Below are 15,075 nucleotides of genomic sequence, written 5' to 3' on the forward strand. Positions count from 1 at the left end.
TTCTGCCGGAGGCGATTCCGTCGGACGTCGAGATGATGCGCGTCGCCCTCGACGCCGCGGCCGCCGCGGGGGAGCGGGACGTACCCGTCGGCGCGGTGGTGTTCGACTCCACCGGAAGGGAACTCGCCCGCGCGGCGAACGCCAGGGAAGCGCTCGGTGACCCGACCGCGCATGCCGAGATCCTGGCGCTGCGCCGCGCGGCCGCGGTTCACGGCGACGGGTGGCGGCTGGAAGGCGCTACCCTCGCCGTCACGCTGGAACCGTGCACGATGTGCGCGGGCGCGCTGGTGCTGGCCCGGGTCGGCCGGTTGATTTTCGGCGCGTGGGAGCCGAAGACCGGTGCCGTCGGCTCGCTGTGGGACGTGGTTCGGGACCGTCGGCTCAATCATCGACCCGAAGTGCGCGGCGGCGTGCTCGAGGCCGAGTGCGCGGCGTTGCTCGACGAGTTCTTCCGCGCCCAGCGCTGAGCGCGGCGTCATCCCAGGTCACCAGGCGATTTAGCGATCCGGCGACGGTCCGGTATGGTTGTCGGCGGTGGCGTGTCCGAGCGGCCTAAGGAGCACGCCTCGAAAGCGTGTGAGGGGTAACCCCCCTCCGAGGGTTCAAATCCCTCCGCCACCGCTGCACTCGTGCCCGGCTCATGCTCATGGAGAGCATGAGCCGGGCTCGTTTCGTCATATCTTGTGTAGGGTGCAACACCCACAACCCGCCCGTCGTCGGGCTGGGCAGAGTTCGAGTAACGTCCCGTAGATTCGCGCTGGTGAGTGGTTTGCTCCGCCGGACGAGGCGCTATCAGCCGAAGGAGGCCACGCGGTGACCGGACCAGACCATCACTACTGGATGAACCGGGCTATCGAGCTCGCGCGCCTGTGCCCGGTGGTCGAAGGCGCGTTCTCGGTGGGCGCGGTGATCGTCGCCGACGGTATGGAGATCTCCGCCGGGTACTCCCGTGAGACCGATCCGAAGGAACACGCCGAGGAGGCCGCGCTGAACAAGCTCGACGCGGCCGACCCGCGATTGGCGCGGGCCACGCTCTACAGCACGCTGGAGCCGTGCTCGGAGCGCGCGACCAAGACCCGCCTGCCTTGCACCGACCGGATACTGCGGGCCGGTATCCCGGTGGCGGTGATCGCGTGGCGGGAGCCGTCGACGTTCGTCGCGAACTGCGTCGGTGTGGAAAAGCTCCAGCAGGCGGGCGTCACGGTGATCGAGCTGCCCGAGCTGGCGGAGGCGGCGATGTCGATGAACCGGCACCTCGACCTGTCCTAGCGCTCACTGGTCGTAGTCCCAGTACTGGAGCCATTTCGCCGAAGCGAACAGCAGCAGCGTCAGCGCGTAGAGCACGACGATCACCGCGGCGCCGGCGGCGCTGATCCGCCAGCCCGCGCCGTCGATCGGATCGAGCCAGCGCCGGAACCGCGCCGCGACCGCAGGGGACAGAAAATAGCTCATCAGCCCGACACTGACGATCTGGCTCAGCCACATCGCCAGCCACGGCTGCGCTCCGATCCGGTCCAGCACCGGGCCCAGGAATCGCGACAGCGTCATCACCGTCGGATACAGCACCAGCAGCACCAACATGGCGGTCTTCCACGTCGGCGTCATCCGGGTCGCGCCGTCGACCGTTCGCACGGTGGACCCGAACGGCGTGGTGTGTGCCGCCACGGTGAAGTCCTCGGTCAGTTTCGCGCGTAACTCCGGCAAGGCGGCGGCGCGTTCCTCCGAGCGCATCCAGTCCGACAGCTGGCCTCCCGTCCGGAATCGCAACACCGAAAACCAGCGCCCGTTATGGCCGGGCGGGAAGAGGGCCGCGCCCTCGAATCCCGGGAACTCCGAACTCACCGCGACGAGTCGCGCTTCGGTCGCCGCGAATTCGGCTTCTTTGCCGCGGGTCACGCTGTGCCGGAATACACCGATCCCCGGTGGCGGCATTTCTCCGTCGACGATGATCAGGTCCGAGCTCTTGCGACGAAATCCGAGCGACTCGCCTTCACCCAGCCAGCGTGCTCGCTCCGCGGAATCCAGGAAATGGTGCAGCAGTCGTTCGGACCGAAACGTGACGCTGAAACCCGGCTCCAGCAGCGGATCCTCGGTCATCGCAATGGAGGCACTCATGAATCCCTCGCGACTTTCGGCGATTTCGGTCATCCGTGCCAGCCAGGATCGAAAACCCGCGTCGTCGGCGGGGCGGTGGAAGACAGTGACGGCGGTGGCGGCAGCGTCCATGGACGGCTTCTAGTGGAGGTCGATGCGGCGACCCCGCACGTAGACCGCGGCGATCGCGGGCTCGCGGAGACCCATCAGCAAAGCGAACAATGTCTGATCCCGTGCCAATGCGGGCTCTTCCGAACGAATCCCGTATGCCAGCGCGCTTTCCAGCGACGGAACCAGAGCTGGGTTGACGACGACGAAATCCGCTTCCTTGCCGATGTCGAAGTTCCCGAACCGGTTTTCCATGTCGAGGGCCCGGGCCCCCGCCAGCGTGCCGGTGAAGAGCATTTCCGCCGGGTGCATCGACACCCCGTCTTCGCCCGGTTCGGAGATGTGCACCTTGAACGCCGCCGACAACACCTGGGGGATCAGCCATTCGTCACCGCCGCCGAAATCGGTGCCCGCGGCCACCGTGACGCCCGATGCGATCGTGCGTTTCCACGGCATCGTGCCGGATCCGAGGAACTGCTGAGACACCGGGCAGTGCGCGATCGACGTGCCGGTCTCGGCCATCCGCCGCAGTTCCACGTCCTGGCAGTGCACACAGTGGGCGAGGATGCTGCGCCTGCCGAGCATGCTCTTGCCGCCCTCGGCGGATCCCGGCAGGAATTTCCCGTCGTAGGTGTCCAGGTAGGTGGCCACGTCGTATGCCTGCTTGGTGCTGTCGACCTCTCCGGTTCCCGGACGGTTGTTCTCGTTGAGATGGCTGTGGAAATAGACGCCCCGATCGCGCACCGAATCGTACAGTTCACCAAGGCTTTTCAACGTTTCGCGGGTGACCGCGAGTGAGAACCGCGGGACGACCGCCACGTGCAGCAATGCCGTGCCCACATCGCCGGTGTCGGCCGCGTGCCATTTGTCGATTTCCTCGCTCGTCAGGCGGATGGCATCGTCCTCGGTGGTGATCAGCGACGCCGCCGATCGTTCCCCCGTCGTCTGGATGCCGCGGCCGCCGACCATGCGCAGACCGCGCCGCTGGGTCTCGGCGAAGAGTGCGTCTTGCGCGTGGGGAAAAGCCGAGCCGAAGACCATCGCCGCCGTGGTGCCCGCCGCGATGCGTCGCTCGCAGAATTCCACCGCCGCCCGTTGCGCGAATTCCGGTTCGGCATAACGGGATTCCGAGGGATAGATGCATCGTTCGAGCCACTCCAACAGTTGGCCGCCGCCGTATGCGTCGCCTGCGAAAGTCTGCGGGAAATGAATGTGGGTGTCGACGAACCCCGGCAGAAGGAAGCCGGGGCGATGATCGAACACATTTTCGCCGCGGTAGTCGGCCGGAATATCGGTTCTGCTGCCGCAGTATGCGATGCGCCCGCCGTCGTCGATTATCAGCGCCCCATCCGGCACGGCGACCAGCGCGTCGGCGACTTCGCCGGTAACGGGACTACCGGCGATGTGGAAAATGTGCCCCAAGTGGACTTGGCTCACTCTTCGAGGAGACCATAGATCAACTCCGCTCGGCAGCGGATCGGGCGAAATGCAATCAGACGCCGCGGGAGAACAACGTCACCGGCGGGGGCATGCGATAGCCGACGAGTTTGATGAATCGTGCGCTCAGGGGGCGTTGCTTCTCGTCCAGGGGACCGGCTCCGACGGTGTTCATCATCCGGTTGATCACATTGAAGCAGGTGCCCACCCAGACCGCCTCGTCGAACGCCTCCTCGGAAACGCCCGCCAGACGCACCAGCGCGGCGTCCTCGGCGGTCAGCCCGTCCGGATCACGGGCCATTTTCGCGAGGAAGCCGAGCATGGCGCGCGCTTCGGGGCGCAGCGGGGAATCGGCGCCATCGGCCAAGGCGCGGGTCACCACCCCGGCATCGGCGTACGCGCCCGCGATGGCCTCGTGCGAGGTCGCGCAGAACGGGCATTCGTTGGCCTGGGAGGTGTGCGTCGCGAAGATCTCGCGTTCGGCGACGGTCCAGTACGACGGTCCGCGCATCGCGTCCTGGATCAGATCCGACAGCGGCGAACCGAAGAACCGATGCCGGTAGAACAGCACCTTCAGCACCGCGGGCACCTCGACCCCGCTGAACCGCCGCATCGTCCACAGCACGAACCTGGTCGGCCGGTCGTGCCCGGATTTCACTGCTTCCAGCCACATTTCAGCGTCCCTCCCAGGCCAGGCGCGCCGCGCGGTAGCGGCGGTCGGCCGCCCCGTAGGCGGCAACCGCGGCCGCCTCGAAGATCTCGTCGTCGCTGTGCCCGGCCGCCTTCAGCGCCGCGATGGTCTGCTCGGTGACCCGGTAGGACCGGTTCGCGACCAGATCGGCGAACGCGGCCAGTTCCGGCGCCGCGTCCTCGCCCGGCTCGGCCGTGCCCGCGGCTTTGGCACGCAGCGCCCGGCGGACCTCGCTCGACAGCCGCCCCGGCGCGGACTCGAGATGCTCACCGAACCGCCGCCACTTCTCGCCCATCGAGCGTCCCATGGCCTCATTCTGGCCCACCATCGCCGTGACCGCTCGCTATCCGGCCGCCTCGCCTCAGCTCGGCCCGGCGGAGGACTTCGGTCGGCTGCGCCTGTTATGGCAGGCGGGTCAAGGCGACTCGCTACCCGCGCTGATCCTTGCGCAGCACGACAGTGCGGCGGTCGAGGTCGAGGCCGACCAGCGGCGGCGCGCCTTGGTCCTGCTCGTCACGCAGCATGGACACCGATTCGCGGTGATCGAGTTCCAGGCGCTTGGTGGCGTAGAACAGCGCGGTGAACTCATCGGTGAACGTGCCGGAGATGGGGGTGCGGCGGCGGCGCCTGCGTCGTTTGTTCACGGTCAGTTCGTAGACCGCGACGACCACCAGGAGGATGACCCAGCCGGGAATCGACCACTGCAACACCGATGCCATGCATACCGAAGCTACCAGCGGTCCTCGAGGTTGCCCGGCTGGCGAACCGCTCGAGAAATGTCCTTCCGGGGGCGGATATTCGGGGCGATCGGGGGTATACGCCGGATACGGAAATGCGGGAAGGACGTGACGCGAATGCGCCGTCGAACAGTCCGCGTGGGAATGATGCGCGAGAGAACCATGAGAATCGGAAGTATCATCGTTTTGATCTGGTTGCTGATCGGCGTGATCGCCGCGGCACAACGCCACTATTTCGACACCGGGCCGGTGAACTGTGCCGGTTTCGGCACGATCGTCGTCACGGTCATCGCGGGACCGCTCAACTACATGGGCGTGAACCCGAAGGTCGCCGATTGTGATGTGCCGCAACCGAGCCCGTAGTGCAGCCGACTGGGTGACGAGTGATGGCCGGATGGGTACTCCACCGGGCTATAACATGCTGGAACGCTTATGATCAGCAGTTCGAAAAGGTAGCTGTCGGGAATTCCGGGTATCCCGCTCGCGGGGCGCACGGAAGGAACCGATGAGATGCGCGACCAGGAACCTCGCATGCCGGCCAGGCGCGGAACAGGCTCCCGAGTTCTCGGGTTCCTGCTACTGATGTGGCTGGCCATTGGGCTGCTCGCGGCCGCTCAGCGGCACAGTTTCGACAGCGGGCCCCCGATCGACTGCGCCGGATGGGGCACGATCGCCGTGACGTCGCTGGCCGGGCCGCTCAATTACGTGGGCGTGAATCCCAGGGTCGGCGCCTGCGAACTGCCGGAGCCCAGCCGGTAATCCCCACGACTCGCCGCGTCCGAGCCGGGAAACGAACTCGGCCCCGCCCCCGAGGTCCGGGTGCGGGGCCGAGCGAACAGTCCTCGGATCAGCTGACGCCGACCGGTACCTTCGCCGTCTCGGCCGAACGCCGCTGCAGCTCACGCAGCTTCGAGCCTTCGACATCGATGTCGGGCAGGATCCGGTCGAGCCACTTCGGCATCCACCACGACCACTTGCCCATCAGCACCAGCAGCGACGGGATCAGCACCATGCGGACGATGAACGCGTCCAGCAGCACGCCCGCGGCCAGCGCGAAGCCGAACGACTTCGCCGTCACGTCGCTCTCCAGCAGGAACGAACCGAACACCGAGATCATGATGATCGCCGCCGAGGTCACCACGCGCGCGCCGTGGTGGTAGCCGGAGACCACCGCGTCCTTGGCCGACTTGCCGTGCACGAACTCCTCGCGCATCCGGGTCACCAGGAAGACCTGGTAGTCCATCGCGAGGCCGAACACCAGGCCGATCAGCATGATCGGCAGGAAGCTGACCAGCGGATGCGGGTCCTCGATCAGGCCGAGCTTGCCTTCCTGGAAGATCAGCACGGTCGCGCCGAAGGTCGCGCCCATCGAAAGCAGGAACCCGAGCGCGGCGGTGAGCGGCACCAGGATCGACCGGAACACCAGGATCAGCAGGACGAACGCGGCGCCCGCCACGATGGCCAGGTAGGGCACGATCTTGCTGAGCAGCACGTGGTCCACATCGGCGTAGATGGCCGTGGTGCCGGTGATGCCGTATTCGATGCCGTACTCGGCCTTCAGCGCGCCTTCGGCCTCCCTGGCGTCGCGCACCAGGTCCTTGGTGGCCTGGTTGTTGGGTCCGGACTTCGGCACGCCGTCCAGCAGCACGCCCTCCTGGTCCTGGCTCCACTGCGGCTCGGTGACGTAGTCCATGTCGGGGTACGACGCGAGCTTGTCACGCAGCGCCTTCACCGCGGCTTCCCGGTTCTCGGCGGGCACGCCGCTGAGGTCCGCGGCCACGTTCAGCACGCCGTTGCTGCCCTCGCCGAAGCCTTCGGTACGCAGCTCGTAGGCCTTACGGATGGTGGAGGTCTTCGGCATGCTGTCGTCGCCGGGCAGGCCGAGGTTCAGACCGGCCGCGGGGGCGGCGAGCGCGCCGAGCACCGCGACGCTGAGGATCAGCGCGGCCCAGGGCGCCCGGCCGATCAGCCGGCCGAATCGCATGCCGTTGGTGACCGAGGTGTCGTCCTCGGGGTCGTGCTGGGCCACCACGGGCAGCTTCGGCTTGAACAGGAAGCGCCCGAACGCGCCGAGCAGCGCCGGCATCAGTGTGATGGCGGTGAGCACCGCGAAACCGGCGGCGATCGCGCCACCCAAGCCCATGAAGGTCATGAACTCGACACCGACGATGCCCAGGCCCGCCAGCGCGATGATGACCGTCAGACCGGCGAACACCACCGCGGAACCGGCCGTGCCGAGCGCGGTCCCCGCGGCCTCCTCCGGCGAATCCTGCACCGCCAGTTCGTGCTTGTACCTGGACACGATGAACAACGCGTAGTCGATGGACAGCGCGATGCCGATCATCGAGGCGAGGAACGTGGTGAAGCTGGGGACCTCGATCACCGAGGTGCCGAGCATGATCAGCGAGGTGGCCGCGCCGAGGCCGACGATCGCGGTGACGATCGGCACGAACGCGGCGACGATGGCGCCGAACGCCACGATCATCACGACCAGCGCGACGCCCATGCCGATGATCTCGGATTTGCCGCTCGGCCCCTCCTGCTTCTGCGCGATCGAGCCGCTCATCTCGACCGTGAGTCCGGCATTGCGGGCGTCGGCGGCCACGTCGTACGCGGCGGCGCGATTCTCGTCGGTGACGTCGGTGAACGACTTGATCGTGAACGGGACGTTGATCACCGCCACGGTCTCCGGCGCGGTCTTGCTGAGCACGTTCAGCGGTGCGCCGCTGCACTGCGCCGGGTCGGGGCTGGTCAGGCAGCCCATCTTCTCGGCCGCTTCGACGGGGTTGGTGATCGGCTTGCCGTGGTCGACGATGTCGAGCTGGTCGAGCTTGGCGATGAACGCTTCCAGCGCCGCACGGTTGGCCGGGTCCGTCAGCTTCTGTCCCTCGGGCGCGGCGACGACGTAGGTGCCGGTGACCGCGTCGAACTTGAACGCGGCGGACGCGCCGGGGAAGTGCTTGTCGAGGATGTCGTTGGCACGGGCGGACGGCAGGTCCGGCATGCTGAAGTCGTTGGTCATCGGCTTGCTCAACTGTGCGCCCAAACCACCGAGGAGCACGAACAAGACGAGCCAGACGGGAAGGACTATCCATTTCCGGCGGAAAGCGAACTTTCCCCATCTATACAGGTAAACGGACACGAGGGATTACTCCTAGCGATGACTGGGACCGTGCTGGTTCTGCCTGTAGACAGCACTCGCGGGGCGCCCTGCATGTCCCCGCCTCCACTGACGCTTTCTGCCTACCGTGCGGTAGGTAGACTACCCAGGAAGTAAGCGGAGGTACAACCTCTATTTTATGGGCGGCGTACGCCAGGCGGGCGAGTGATGAGAGGATCGTCGAATGGTTGTCCGTGACACACCCGGCGCTGTCTCCGCAGGTGGAGGCACTAAAGCCGCGATTCGCGACGCCGCGGTGAAGCTGTTCGGAGCCAAAGGATTCGAGCAGACCAGCCTGCGCGAGGTCGCGGATGCGGTGGGAATCACAAAGGCGTCGCTCTACTATCACTACGCTTCGAAGCTCGATCTGCTGCTGGCGATCATCGACCCGATCGTCGATCACATGCGGTCGGTCGTCGACGAGCTCGACCACGTGCAGCACGACGCGGACGGCATCCGCCAGGTCCTGCGGACCTATCTGCGCGGTCTGATCCATCACCGCGACGCCGGTGCCCTGGTCGTGCGCGACACGGTGGCGATCATCAACGCCATGGCCGACCGCTATCCGGACCTGATGGACGCCAGTCAGGTGCTGCGCACCTGGCTCGCCGGTCCGGACGCCACCGAGGAGGCGCAGCTGCGCGCCAGCGCGGCGCTCGAGGTGATCGGCGTGGCGCTGATCTCCAAGGAACTGGTGCCGGGCGCGGACGACTCCCTGGTCGAGTCGTCGTTGCTGGACGCGGCGACCTGTGTGCTCGGCGTCGGTGGCGCCGCGTAGATTCGAGCTACCCACCTCCGGACGCCAGGAGTCACCGCTGTGCACATCACCGCGAAGGTCGATTACGCGGTGCGGACGCTGCTCGAGATCGCCAGTGCGCCGCCGCTGAACCAGTCCGTGGCCGGGCGCGGCGCGCCTGTGTTGCAAGCCGCTCCGGTGGTCAAGGCCGAGGCCATCGCCACCGCCCAGCGGATCCCGCCCAAGGTGCTCGAGTCCGTGCTCGGTGAGCTGCGCCGCGCCGAGCTGGTGATCAGCAGACGCGGTCCGGACGGCGGCTACTGGCTGGCCAGGCCCGCCGCCGAGATCTCCATTGCCGACGTGATCCGCGCGATCGAGGGCCCGCTCGCGTCGGTGCGCGGTGCGCGGCCGGAAGACGTGCGCTACTCCGGCTCGGCCGAAGCGTTGCAACGGGTGTGGATCGCGCTGCGGGTCAACATCCGTGCGGTGCTGGAGAACGTGACCATCGACGACATCGCCCGCGACGCGCTGCCCGGATTCATCGAGGCGCTGACCGAGGACCCGGGCGCCTGGGCGCGAAGATAATGCCGGACGGAAGGGCATTCATGCTGGTCAGGAAACCCCGCGACGTGTCGCGCCGATTGCCGGTAGCCTGCGTTTCATCATGCTGATCAGACTGCTCCGCACATATCTGTACCCCTACCGCGCCCAGCTGGCGGGGGTCGTTGCGCTGCAGCTGGTTTCCGTGATCGCGATGCTGTACCTGCCGAGCTTGAATGCCGACCTGATCGACAACGGCGTCACCAAAGGCGATCTCGGCTACATCTGGACCACCGGTTTGTGGATGCTCGCCGTAACCGGCGTGCAGATCGTCGCCTCGGCCGCGTCGGTCTATCTCGGCGCGCAGGCGGCGATGGGTGCGGGCCGGGATCTGCGCGGCGCGGTGCTGCACCGCGTCGGCACGTTCTCCGCCCGCGAAGTGGGGATGTTCGGCGCGCCCTCGCTGATCACCCGCAATACCAACGATATCCAGCAGGTTCAGCTGCTCATCGTGATGTCGGCGACCATCCTGGTGATGGCGCCGATCATGTGCGTTGGCGGCATCGTCATGGCGTTGCGCGAGGATCTCAGGCTGTCCTGGCTGCTGTTGATCGCGGTGCCCGCTCTGGGTCTGTCCATGGCCGTGCTGATCTCCAAGATGGTGCCCGGCTTCCGCGACATGCAGGCCAGGATCGACGAGGTGAATCGGGTTCTGCGCGAGCAGATCACCGGTATCCGGGTGGTCCGGGCGTTCGTGCGGGAGCGCCAGGAGACCTGGCGATTCGGGCTGGCCAACACCGAACTGACCGACACCGCGCTGCGCGTCGGCCGGTTGATGGCGCTGATGTTCCCGACCGTGATGCTGATCAGCAATGTCACCGCCGTCGCGGTGATCTGGTTCGGTGGACGCGAGATCGACGCCGGGCACATGCAGATCGGCTCGCTCACCGCGATGCTGTCCTACATCATGCAGATCCTGATGGCCGTGATGATGGCCTCGTTCCTGGCCATGATGGCGCCCCGCGCCGCGGTGTCCGCCGACCGGATCGGCGATGTGCTCGACACCGAATCCTCGGTCCATCCGCCGCGACTTCCGCAGCCGTTCACCGCCGACCCGGCGGTGGTGGACTTCCGGTTCGCCGAGTTCGCCTTCCCCGGCGCGGAGAAGCCGGTGCTGAAAGCCATTCGGTTCCAGGCGCGTCCGGGCACCACCACCGCGATCGTCGGCTCCACCGGTTCGGGCAAGACCACATTGGTCAACCTCATTCCCCGGCTGATGGACGTCACCGACGGCGCGGTCTACGTCGGCGGCACCGACGTCCGCCACATCGACTTGGAGCTCTTGCGCTCCCAGATCGGGCTCGTGCCGCAGAAGGCGTATCTGTTCTCCGGAACGATCGCGAGCAATCTGCGCTATGGCAATCCGGACGCCACCGACGAGGAACTGTGGCGCGCCCTGGAGATCGCTCAGGCCGCCGATTTCGTCCGGGAGATGCCGCAAGGGCTGCAGACGCCGGTCGCGCAGGGCGGGACGACGGTCTCCGGCGGCCAGCGTCAGCGCCTGGCCATCGCGCGAGCGCTGGTGAAGAAGCCGAGGGTGTACCTGTTCGACGACTCGTTCTCCGCGCTCGACGTCGCCACCGACGCCAGGCTGCGGGAGGCGCTGAAACCGGAGACCGCCGATGCCTCGGTGCTCATCGTGGCCCAGCGCATCGCCACCATCCGGGACGCCGATCAGATCGTGGTGCTCGAGGACGGCGCGATGGCGGGCATCGGCACGCATGAGCAGCTGATCCGGGACTGCTCGGAGTACCGCGAGATCGTCGAATCGCAGCTGAGTGCCGAGGAGGCACGATGAGACCGGGAATGCCCAGTCCGGGTGCGCCGGACGCCAAAGCGAAATCGTTCGGGCCCTCCCTGAAACGGCTGCTGCGCAGGCTCGCTCCGGAACGGGTCTACGTCGCCCTGATCGTGGTGCTGGTCATCACCTCGGTGGTGTTGAACACCCTCGGCCCCTACATTCTCGGCAAGGCGACCAACCTGGTCTTCGACGGCGTGGTCGGCAAGCAGCTCCCGCCGGGCGTCACCAAGGATCAGGCGATAGAAGCGTTGCGGGCCAAGGGCGACGACACGCTCGCCGACATGCTCAGCGCCATGGACGTGGTGCCCGGCGTGGGCGTGGACTTCGACGCGGTCGCCCGGGTCCTCGGGCTGGTGCTGGTGCTCTACCTCGGCGCCGCCGTCTTCGGCTGGCTGCAGGGCTACCTGCTCAACATCGTGATCAACCGGACGGTGAAGCGGCTGCGCAGCGACGTCGAGGACAAGATCCACCGGCTTCCGTTGCGCTACTTCGACTCCGCGCCGCGCGGCGACGTGCTCAGCCGGGTGACCAACGACGTGGACAACGTGTCGCAGAGCTTGCAGCAGACCATGAGCCAGCTGTTGATCTCGGTGTTCTCGGTGCTCGGCATCCTGATCATGATGTTCTGGATCTCGTGGATGCTCGCGGTGATCGCGCTGCTCACCGTGCCCGCCGCCATCGTGGTCACCGCGCAGATCGCCAAACGCTCCAAGCCGCACTTCGTCAACCAGTGGAAATACACCGGCCTGGTGAACGCCCAGGTCGAGGAGGCCTACACCGGGCACGAGGTGGTCACCGCGTTCGGGCGCAACCGGGAGGTCGGCAAGGAGTTCGACAAGCGCAACGAGGAGCTCTACCAGGCCAGCTTCAAGGCACAGTTCATCTCTGGGCTGATCATGCCCGCGATCATGTTCCTCGGGAACGTGAACTTCGTGCTGGTCGCGCTGGTCGGCGGCCTGAAGGTGGCGACAGGCACCCTCTCGCTCGGCGAGGTGCAGGCGTTCATCCAGTACTCCCGGCAGTTCAGCCAGCCGCTCACCCAGCTCGGCGCGATGGCCAACCTGCTGCAATCCGGCGTCGCCTCGGCCGAACGGATCTTCGAGATCCTCGACGCCGAGGAGCAGACCCCGGATCCGGTGATGGACGATGCCCGTCCGGTCGATCGCGGCCGGGTGGAGTTCGAGGCCGTCTCGTTCCGCTACGAACCGGACAAACCGGTGATCGAGCGGCTCTCGCTGGTGGCCGAGCCAGGGCACGTGGTCGCGATCGTCGGCCCGACCGGCGCGGGAAAGACCACGCTGGTGAACCTGCTCATGCGGTTCTACGAACTGGACGCGGGCACCATCACCGTCGACGGGGTCGACATCACCCAGATCACCCGCGACCACCTGCGCTCGCGCATCGGCATGGTGTTGCAGGACACCTGGCTGTTCCGCGGCACCATCCGGGAGAACATCGCCTACGGCAACCCGAACGCCAGCGAGCAGGACATCCTCGCCGCGGCGCGCGCCGCCTACGTGGACCGCTTCGTGCACGCGCTGCCCGACGGCTACGACACCATCATCGACGAAGAGGGATCCGGCGTCAGCGCGGGCGAGAAACAGCTGATCACGATCGCACGCGCGTTCCTGGCCAAACCGTCCATCCTCATCCTGGACGAGGCCACCAGCTCGGTGGACACCCGCACCGAGCTGCTGGTGCAGCACGCGACCGCCGCACTGCGCCGCGACCGCACCAGTTTCGTCATCGCCCACCGCCTGTCCACCATCCGCGACGCCGACCTGATCGTCGTCATGGAATCCGGCCGGATCGTGGAACACGGCACCCACGAACGCCTCCTCGAGGAGCGCGGCGCGTACTACCGCCTCTACAACGCCCAGTTCGCCGCGGCGGTGTGATTTGGCAGCGCCTGCGGCGCTGCGTGTTCGCGGCCCATCTGTGGCTCGTGTCCGAGCGACCGCCGCTGGCGACTTCGTCGCGGACGCGGCGGCCGCTCGGACGCGAGCCGGGCCGCGAACGAGCAATGCTCGATCTCGCTTCGCTCGAAACCGGGAGCTGGGCCGATGTTGTTGCGTGGAGGGGCATGCGGGACGCCTGGTTGTTCGCTTGCCTGGATAGAGCTGAGCCGCTGGCCAGGCATTGCTTCGCAGTCAGGGGTGCCAGCGCCACGTGGCTGTTCGCTTGCCTGGATTCGGGAGTCGGGGGTGCCAGCGACGGCTGGTTGTTCGCCTGCCCGGATGGAGCTGAGCCGCCAGTCAGGTCTTGCTTCGCTCGAGAGTCGAGGCGTGCCGTGTGCTCGCGTTGCCGAGTAGCGGCAGCAGCAGCGGTTCGCGGTGTGGTGGGCTTTGCGGCGCTGGGTGTTCGCGCCCTGGTCGGTGGCCTGGTGTGGCCGGTGTCCGGGGAACTGCGAGGATAGCGGGGTGTCCGGTCCCGAATCGTTCTCCTTCACCGTTGGTACGCGTCTGGACGGCCGGCACGGCCGGTCCGGTCTGATCGATACGCCGCACGGCTCGATCGCTACGCCCGCGTTCATTCCGGTGGGCACCAAGGCGACGGTCAAGGCGGTGCTGCCGGAGGCCATGCGCGATCTCGGCGCCCAGGCGTTGCTGGCCAACGCCTACCACCTGTACCTACAGCCGGGCGCCGACGTCGTGGACGAAGCCGGTGGACTCGGCGCGTTCATGAACTGGCCCGGGCCGACCTTCACCGACAGCGGCGGGTTCCAGGTGATGTCGCTGGGCGTCGGGTTCAAGAAGGTGCTCGCGATGGAGGCCGTCGACGTCCGCAGCGACGACGTGATCGCCCCCGGCAAGGAACGGCTGGCCACCGTGGACGACGACGGCGTCACCTTCCGCTCGCACCTGGACGGCTCCGTGCACCGGTTCACCCCCGAGGTGTCCATGGGCATTCAGCACCAGCTGGGCGCCGACATCATGTTCGCCTTCGACGAGCTCACCACGCTGCTCAACACCCGTGCCTACCAGGAGCAGTCGGTGCAGCGCACGCACGAGTGGGCGCAGCGCTGCATAGACGAACACGAGCGGCTGACCACCGCACGCTCGCACCGCCCGTACCAAGCGCTGTTCGCCGTCATCCAGGGCGCGCAATACGAGGACTTGCGCCGCAAGGCCTGTCGCGGTCTCGAATCCATCCGGGGCAGCGCGGGAACGGGGTTCGACGGCTACGGTATCGGCGGGGCGCTGGAGAAGCACAATCTCGGCGCCATCGTCGGCTGGTGCTGTGACGAGCTGCCCGAGGACAAGCCGCGGCACATGCTCGGCATCAGCGAGCCGGAGGACGTCTTCACCGCCATCGAGAACGGCGCGGACACCTTCGATTGCGTGAACCCGTCCCGGGTCGCTCGCAACGCGGCGATCTACGTCGACACCGGCCGGTTCAACATCAACACCAGCCGTTTCCGGCGCGACTTCACTCCGATCGACGAGACCTGCGACTGCTACACCTGCGCCAACTACACCCGCGCGTACATCCACCACCTGTTCAAGGCCAAGGAGATGCTCGCCTCCACGCTGTGCACGATCCACAACGAGCGGTTCACGGTGCGCCTGGTCGACCGCATCCGGCAGAGCATCGAGGGCGGCTACTTCGACGAGCACAAAGCAGAAGTATTGGGCCGCTGGCGGCGGAATGGTGGTTGATCTGTAGACCTGACCAACGGCTCACCCGTGTCGGGCTCGCGTCCGCGCGGCC

At 67.0% G+C, this 15,075-nt stretch carries 15 protein-coding genes and 1 tRNA gene; 10 read left to right on the forward strand and 6 right to left on the reverse strand.

Features of this window, described 5'->3' with window-relative positions:
• Window positions 1-32 precede the first annotated feature (32 nt).
• The 3 genes from ON34_RS00850 to ON34_RS00860 all read left to right on the forward strand — a co-directional run bounded on the left by ON34_RS00850 (window position 33) and on the right by ON34_RS00860 (window position 1,269).
• Window positions 33-467, forward strand: a complete 435-nt coding sequence (locus ON34_RS00850; RefSeq protein WP_040772952.1) for a nucleoside deaminase — start codon at window positions 33-35, stop codon at window positions 465-467.
• Between the two features lie 66 nt (window positions 468-533).
• A tRNA-Ser gene (locus tag ON34_RS00855) sits at window positions 534-621 on the forward strand.
• 192 nt (window positions 622-813) lie between these two features.
• Window positions 814-1,269 (forward strand): deaminase, encoded by a 456-nt coding sequence (locus ON34_RS00860; RefSeq protein WP_085996986.1) that lies wholly within the window; start codon window positions 814-816, stop codon window positions 1,267-1,269.
• Window positions 1,270-1,272: 3 nt separating this feature from the next.
• Here ON34_RS00860 and ON34_RS00865 read toward each other — a convergent pair whose 3' ends face one another.
• The 5 genes from ON34_RS00865 to ON34_RS00885 all read right to left on the reverse strand — a co-directional run bounded on the left by ON34_RS00865 (window position 1,273) and on the right by ON34_RS00885 (window position 5,049).
• The gene (locus ON34_RS00865; RefSeq protein ID WP_040772783.1) at window positions 1,273-2,226 is read right to left on the reverse strand and encodes an antibiotic biosynthesis monooxygenase; all 954 of its coding nucleotides are present in this window, start codon (window positions 2,224-2,226) and stop codon (window positions 1,273-1,275) included.
• A 9-nt stretch (window positions 2,227-2,235) separates the two neighbouring features.
• On the reverse strand, window positions 2,236-3,639 hold the full coding sequence (locus tag ON34_RS00870) for an amidohydrolase family protein (RefSeq protein ID WP_040772787.1): 1,404 nt from the start codon (window positions 3,637-3,639) through the stop codon (window positions 2,236-2,238).
• Window positions 3,640-3,694: 55 nt separating this feature from the next.
• A complete protein-coding gene (locus tag ON34_RS00875; protein ID WP_040772789.1) occupies window positions 3,695-4,312 on the reverse strand; it encodes a carboxymuconolactone decarboxylase family protein in 618 nt (205 codons plus the stop codon).
• Window position 4,313: 1 nt separating this feature from the next.
• A complete protein-coding gene (locus ON34_RS00880; protein ID WP_157172135.1) occupies window positions 4,314-4,637 on the reverse strand; it encodes a hypothetical protein in 324 nt (107 codons plus the stop codon).
• Window positions 4,638-4,758: 121 nt separating this feature from the next.
• Window positions 4,759-5,049 carry a DUF6191 domain-containing protein gene (locus tag ON34_RS00885; RefSeq protein ID WP_040772793.1) on the reverse strand — a complete coding sequence of 97 codons (291 nt, stop codon included), beginning with the start codon at window positions 5,047-5,049 and terminating at the stop codon, window positions 4,759-4,761.
• A 180-nt stretch (window positions 5,050-5,229) separates the two neighbouring features.
• On the opposite strand from ON34_RS00885, the gene ON34_RS00890 reads away from it, so the two are divergent.
• Window positions 5,230-5,430, forward strand: a complete 201-nt coding sequence (locus ON34_RS00890) for a hypothetical protein (RefSeq protein WP_040772955.1) — start codon at window positions 5,230-5,232, stop codon at window positions 5,428-5,430.
• Between the two features lie 168 nt (window positions 5,431-5,598).
• On the forward strand, window positions 5,599-5,826 hold the full coding sequence (locus ON34_RS00895) for a hypothetical protein (protein WP_040772957.1): 228 nt from the start codon (window positions 5,599-5,601) through the stop codon (window positions 5,824-5,826).
• 88 nt (window positions 5,827-5,914) lie between these two features.
• On the opposite strand, the gene ON34_RS00900 is transcribed toward ON34_RS00895, so the two are convergent.
• Window positions 5,915-8,209 carry an MMPL family transporter gene (locus ON34_RS00900; RefSeq protein ID WP_040772794.1) on the reverse strand — a complete coding sequence of 765 codons (2,295 nt, stop codon included), beginning with the start codon at window positions 8,207-8,209 and terminating at the stop codon, window positions 5,915-5,917.
• A 202-nt stretch (window positions 8,210-8,411) separates the two neighbouring features.
• Between ON34_RS00900 and ON34_RS00905 the strand changes: the two genes are divergently transcribed.
• The 5 genes from ON34_RS00905 to tgt all read left to right on the forward strand — a co-directional run bounded on the left by ON34_RS00905 (window position 8,412) and on the right by tgt (window position 15,023).
• A complete protein-coding gene (locus tag ON34_RS00905) occupies window positions 8,412-9,005 on the forward strand; it encodes a TetR/AcrR family transcriptional regulator (protein WP_040772795.1) in 594 nt (197 codons plus the stop codon).
• A gap of 39 nt (window positions 9,006-9,044) precedes the next feature.
• Window positions 9,045-9,548, forward strand: a complete 504-nt coding sequence (locus ON34_RS00910) for an RrF2 family transcriptional regulator (protein WP_040772797.1) — start codon at window positions 9,045-9,047, stop codon at window positions 9,546-9,548.
• 79 nt (window positions 9,549-9,627) lie between these two features.
• Window positions 9,628-11,361, forward strand: coding sequence for an ABC transporter ATP-binding protein (locus ON34_RS00915; RefSeq protein ID WP_040772799.1), 1,734 nt, complete (start codon window positions 9,628-9,630; stop codon window positions 11,359-11,361).
• The gene (locus ON34_RS00920) at window positions 11,358-13,262 is read left to right on the forward strand and encodes an ABC transporter ATP-binding protein (RefSeq protein WP_051021995.1); all 1,905 of its coding nucleotides are present in this window, start codon (window positions 11,358-11,360) and stop codon (window positions 13,260-13,262) included. The genes ON34_RS00915 and ON34_RS00920 overlap by 4 nt, the downstream gene beginning before the upstream one ends.
• 522 nt (window positions 13,263-13,784) lie before the next feature.
• Complete coding sequence (tgt, locus tag ON34_RS00925; RefSeq protein ID WP_040772803.1) at window positions 13,785-15,023, forward strand: tRNA guanosine(34) transglycosylase Tgt; 1,239 nt, start codon at window positions 13,785-13,787, stop codon at window positions 15,021-15,023.
• Window positions 15,024-15,075: the final 52 nt, after the last annotated feature.

This window comes from Nocardia pneumoniae NBRC 100136 (genome assembly GCF_000308755.1).
Classification (GTDB): domain Bacteria; phylum Actinomycetota; class Actinomycetes; order Mycobacteriales; family Mycobacteriaceae; genus Nocardia; species Nocardia pneumoniae.

Excerpts from the sequence above, each read along its gene's own strand:
- ON34_RS00865 (WP_040772783.1), bottom strand. The coding sequence starts at position 2,226 with ATGGACGCTGCCGCCACCGCCGTCACTGTCTTCCACCGCCCCGCCGAC.
- ON34_RS00875 (WP_040772789.1), bottom strand. The coding sequence starts at position 4,312 with ATGTGGCTGGAAGCAGTGAAATCCGGGCACGACCGGCCGACCAGGTTC.
- ON34_RS00915 (WP_040772799.1), top strand. The coding sequence starts at position 9,628 with ATGCTGATCAGACTGCTCCGCACATATCTGTACCCCTACCGCGCCCAG.
- ON34_RS00880 (WP_157172135.1), bottom strand. The coding sequence starts at position 4,637 with ATGGGACGCTCGATGGGCGAGAAGTGGCGGCGGTTCGGTGAGCATCTC.
- ON34_RS00905 (WP_040772795.1), top strand. The coding sequence starts at position 8,412 with ATGGTTGTCCGTGACACACCCGGCGCTGTCTCCGCAGGTGGAGGCACT.
- ON34_RS00895 (WP_040772957.1), top strand. The coding sequence starts at position 5,599 with ATGCCGGCCAGGCGCGGAACAGGCTCCCGAGTTCTCGGGTTCCTGCTA.
- ON34_RS00890 (WP_040772955.1), top strand. The coding sequence starts at position 5,230 with ATGAGAATCGGAAGTATCATCGTTTTGATCTGGTTGCTGATCGGCGTG.
- ON34_RS00920 (WP_051021995.1), top strand. The coding sequence starts at position 11,358 with ATGAGACCGGGAATGCCCAGTCCGGGTGCGCCGGACGCCAAAGCGAAA.
- ON34_RS00885 (WP_040772793.1), bottom strand. The coding sequence starts at position 5,049 with ATGGCATCGGTGTTGCAGTGGTCGATTCCCGGCTGGGTCATCCTCCTG.
- ON34_RS00850 (WP_040772952.1), top strand. The coding sequence starts at position 33 with ATGATGCGCGTCGCCCTCGACGCCGCGGCCGCCGCGGGGGAGCGGGAC.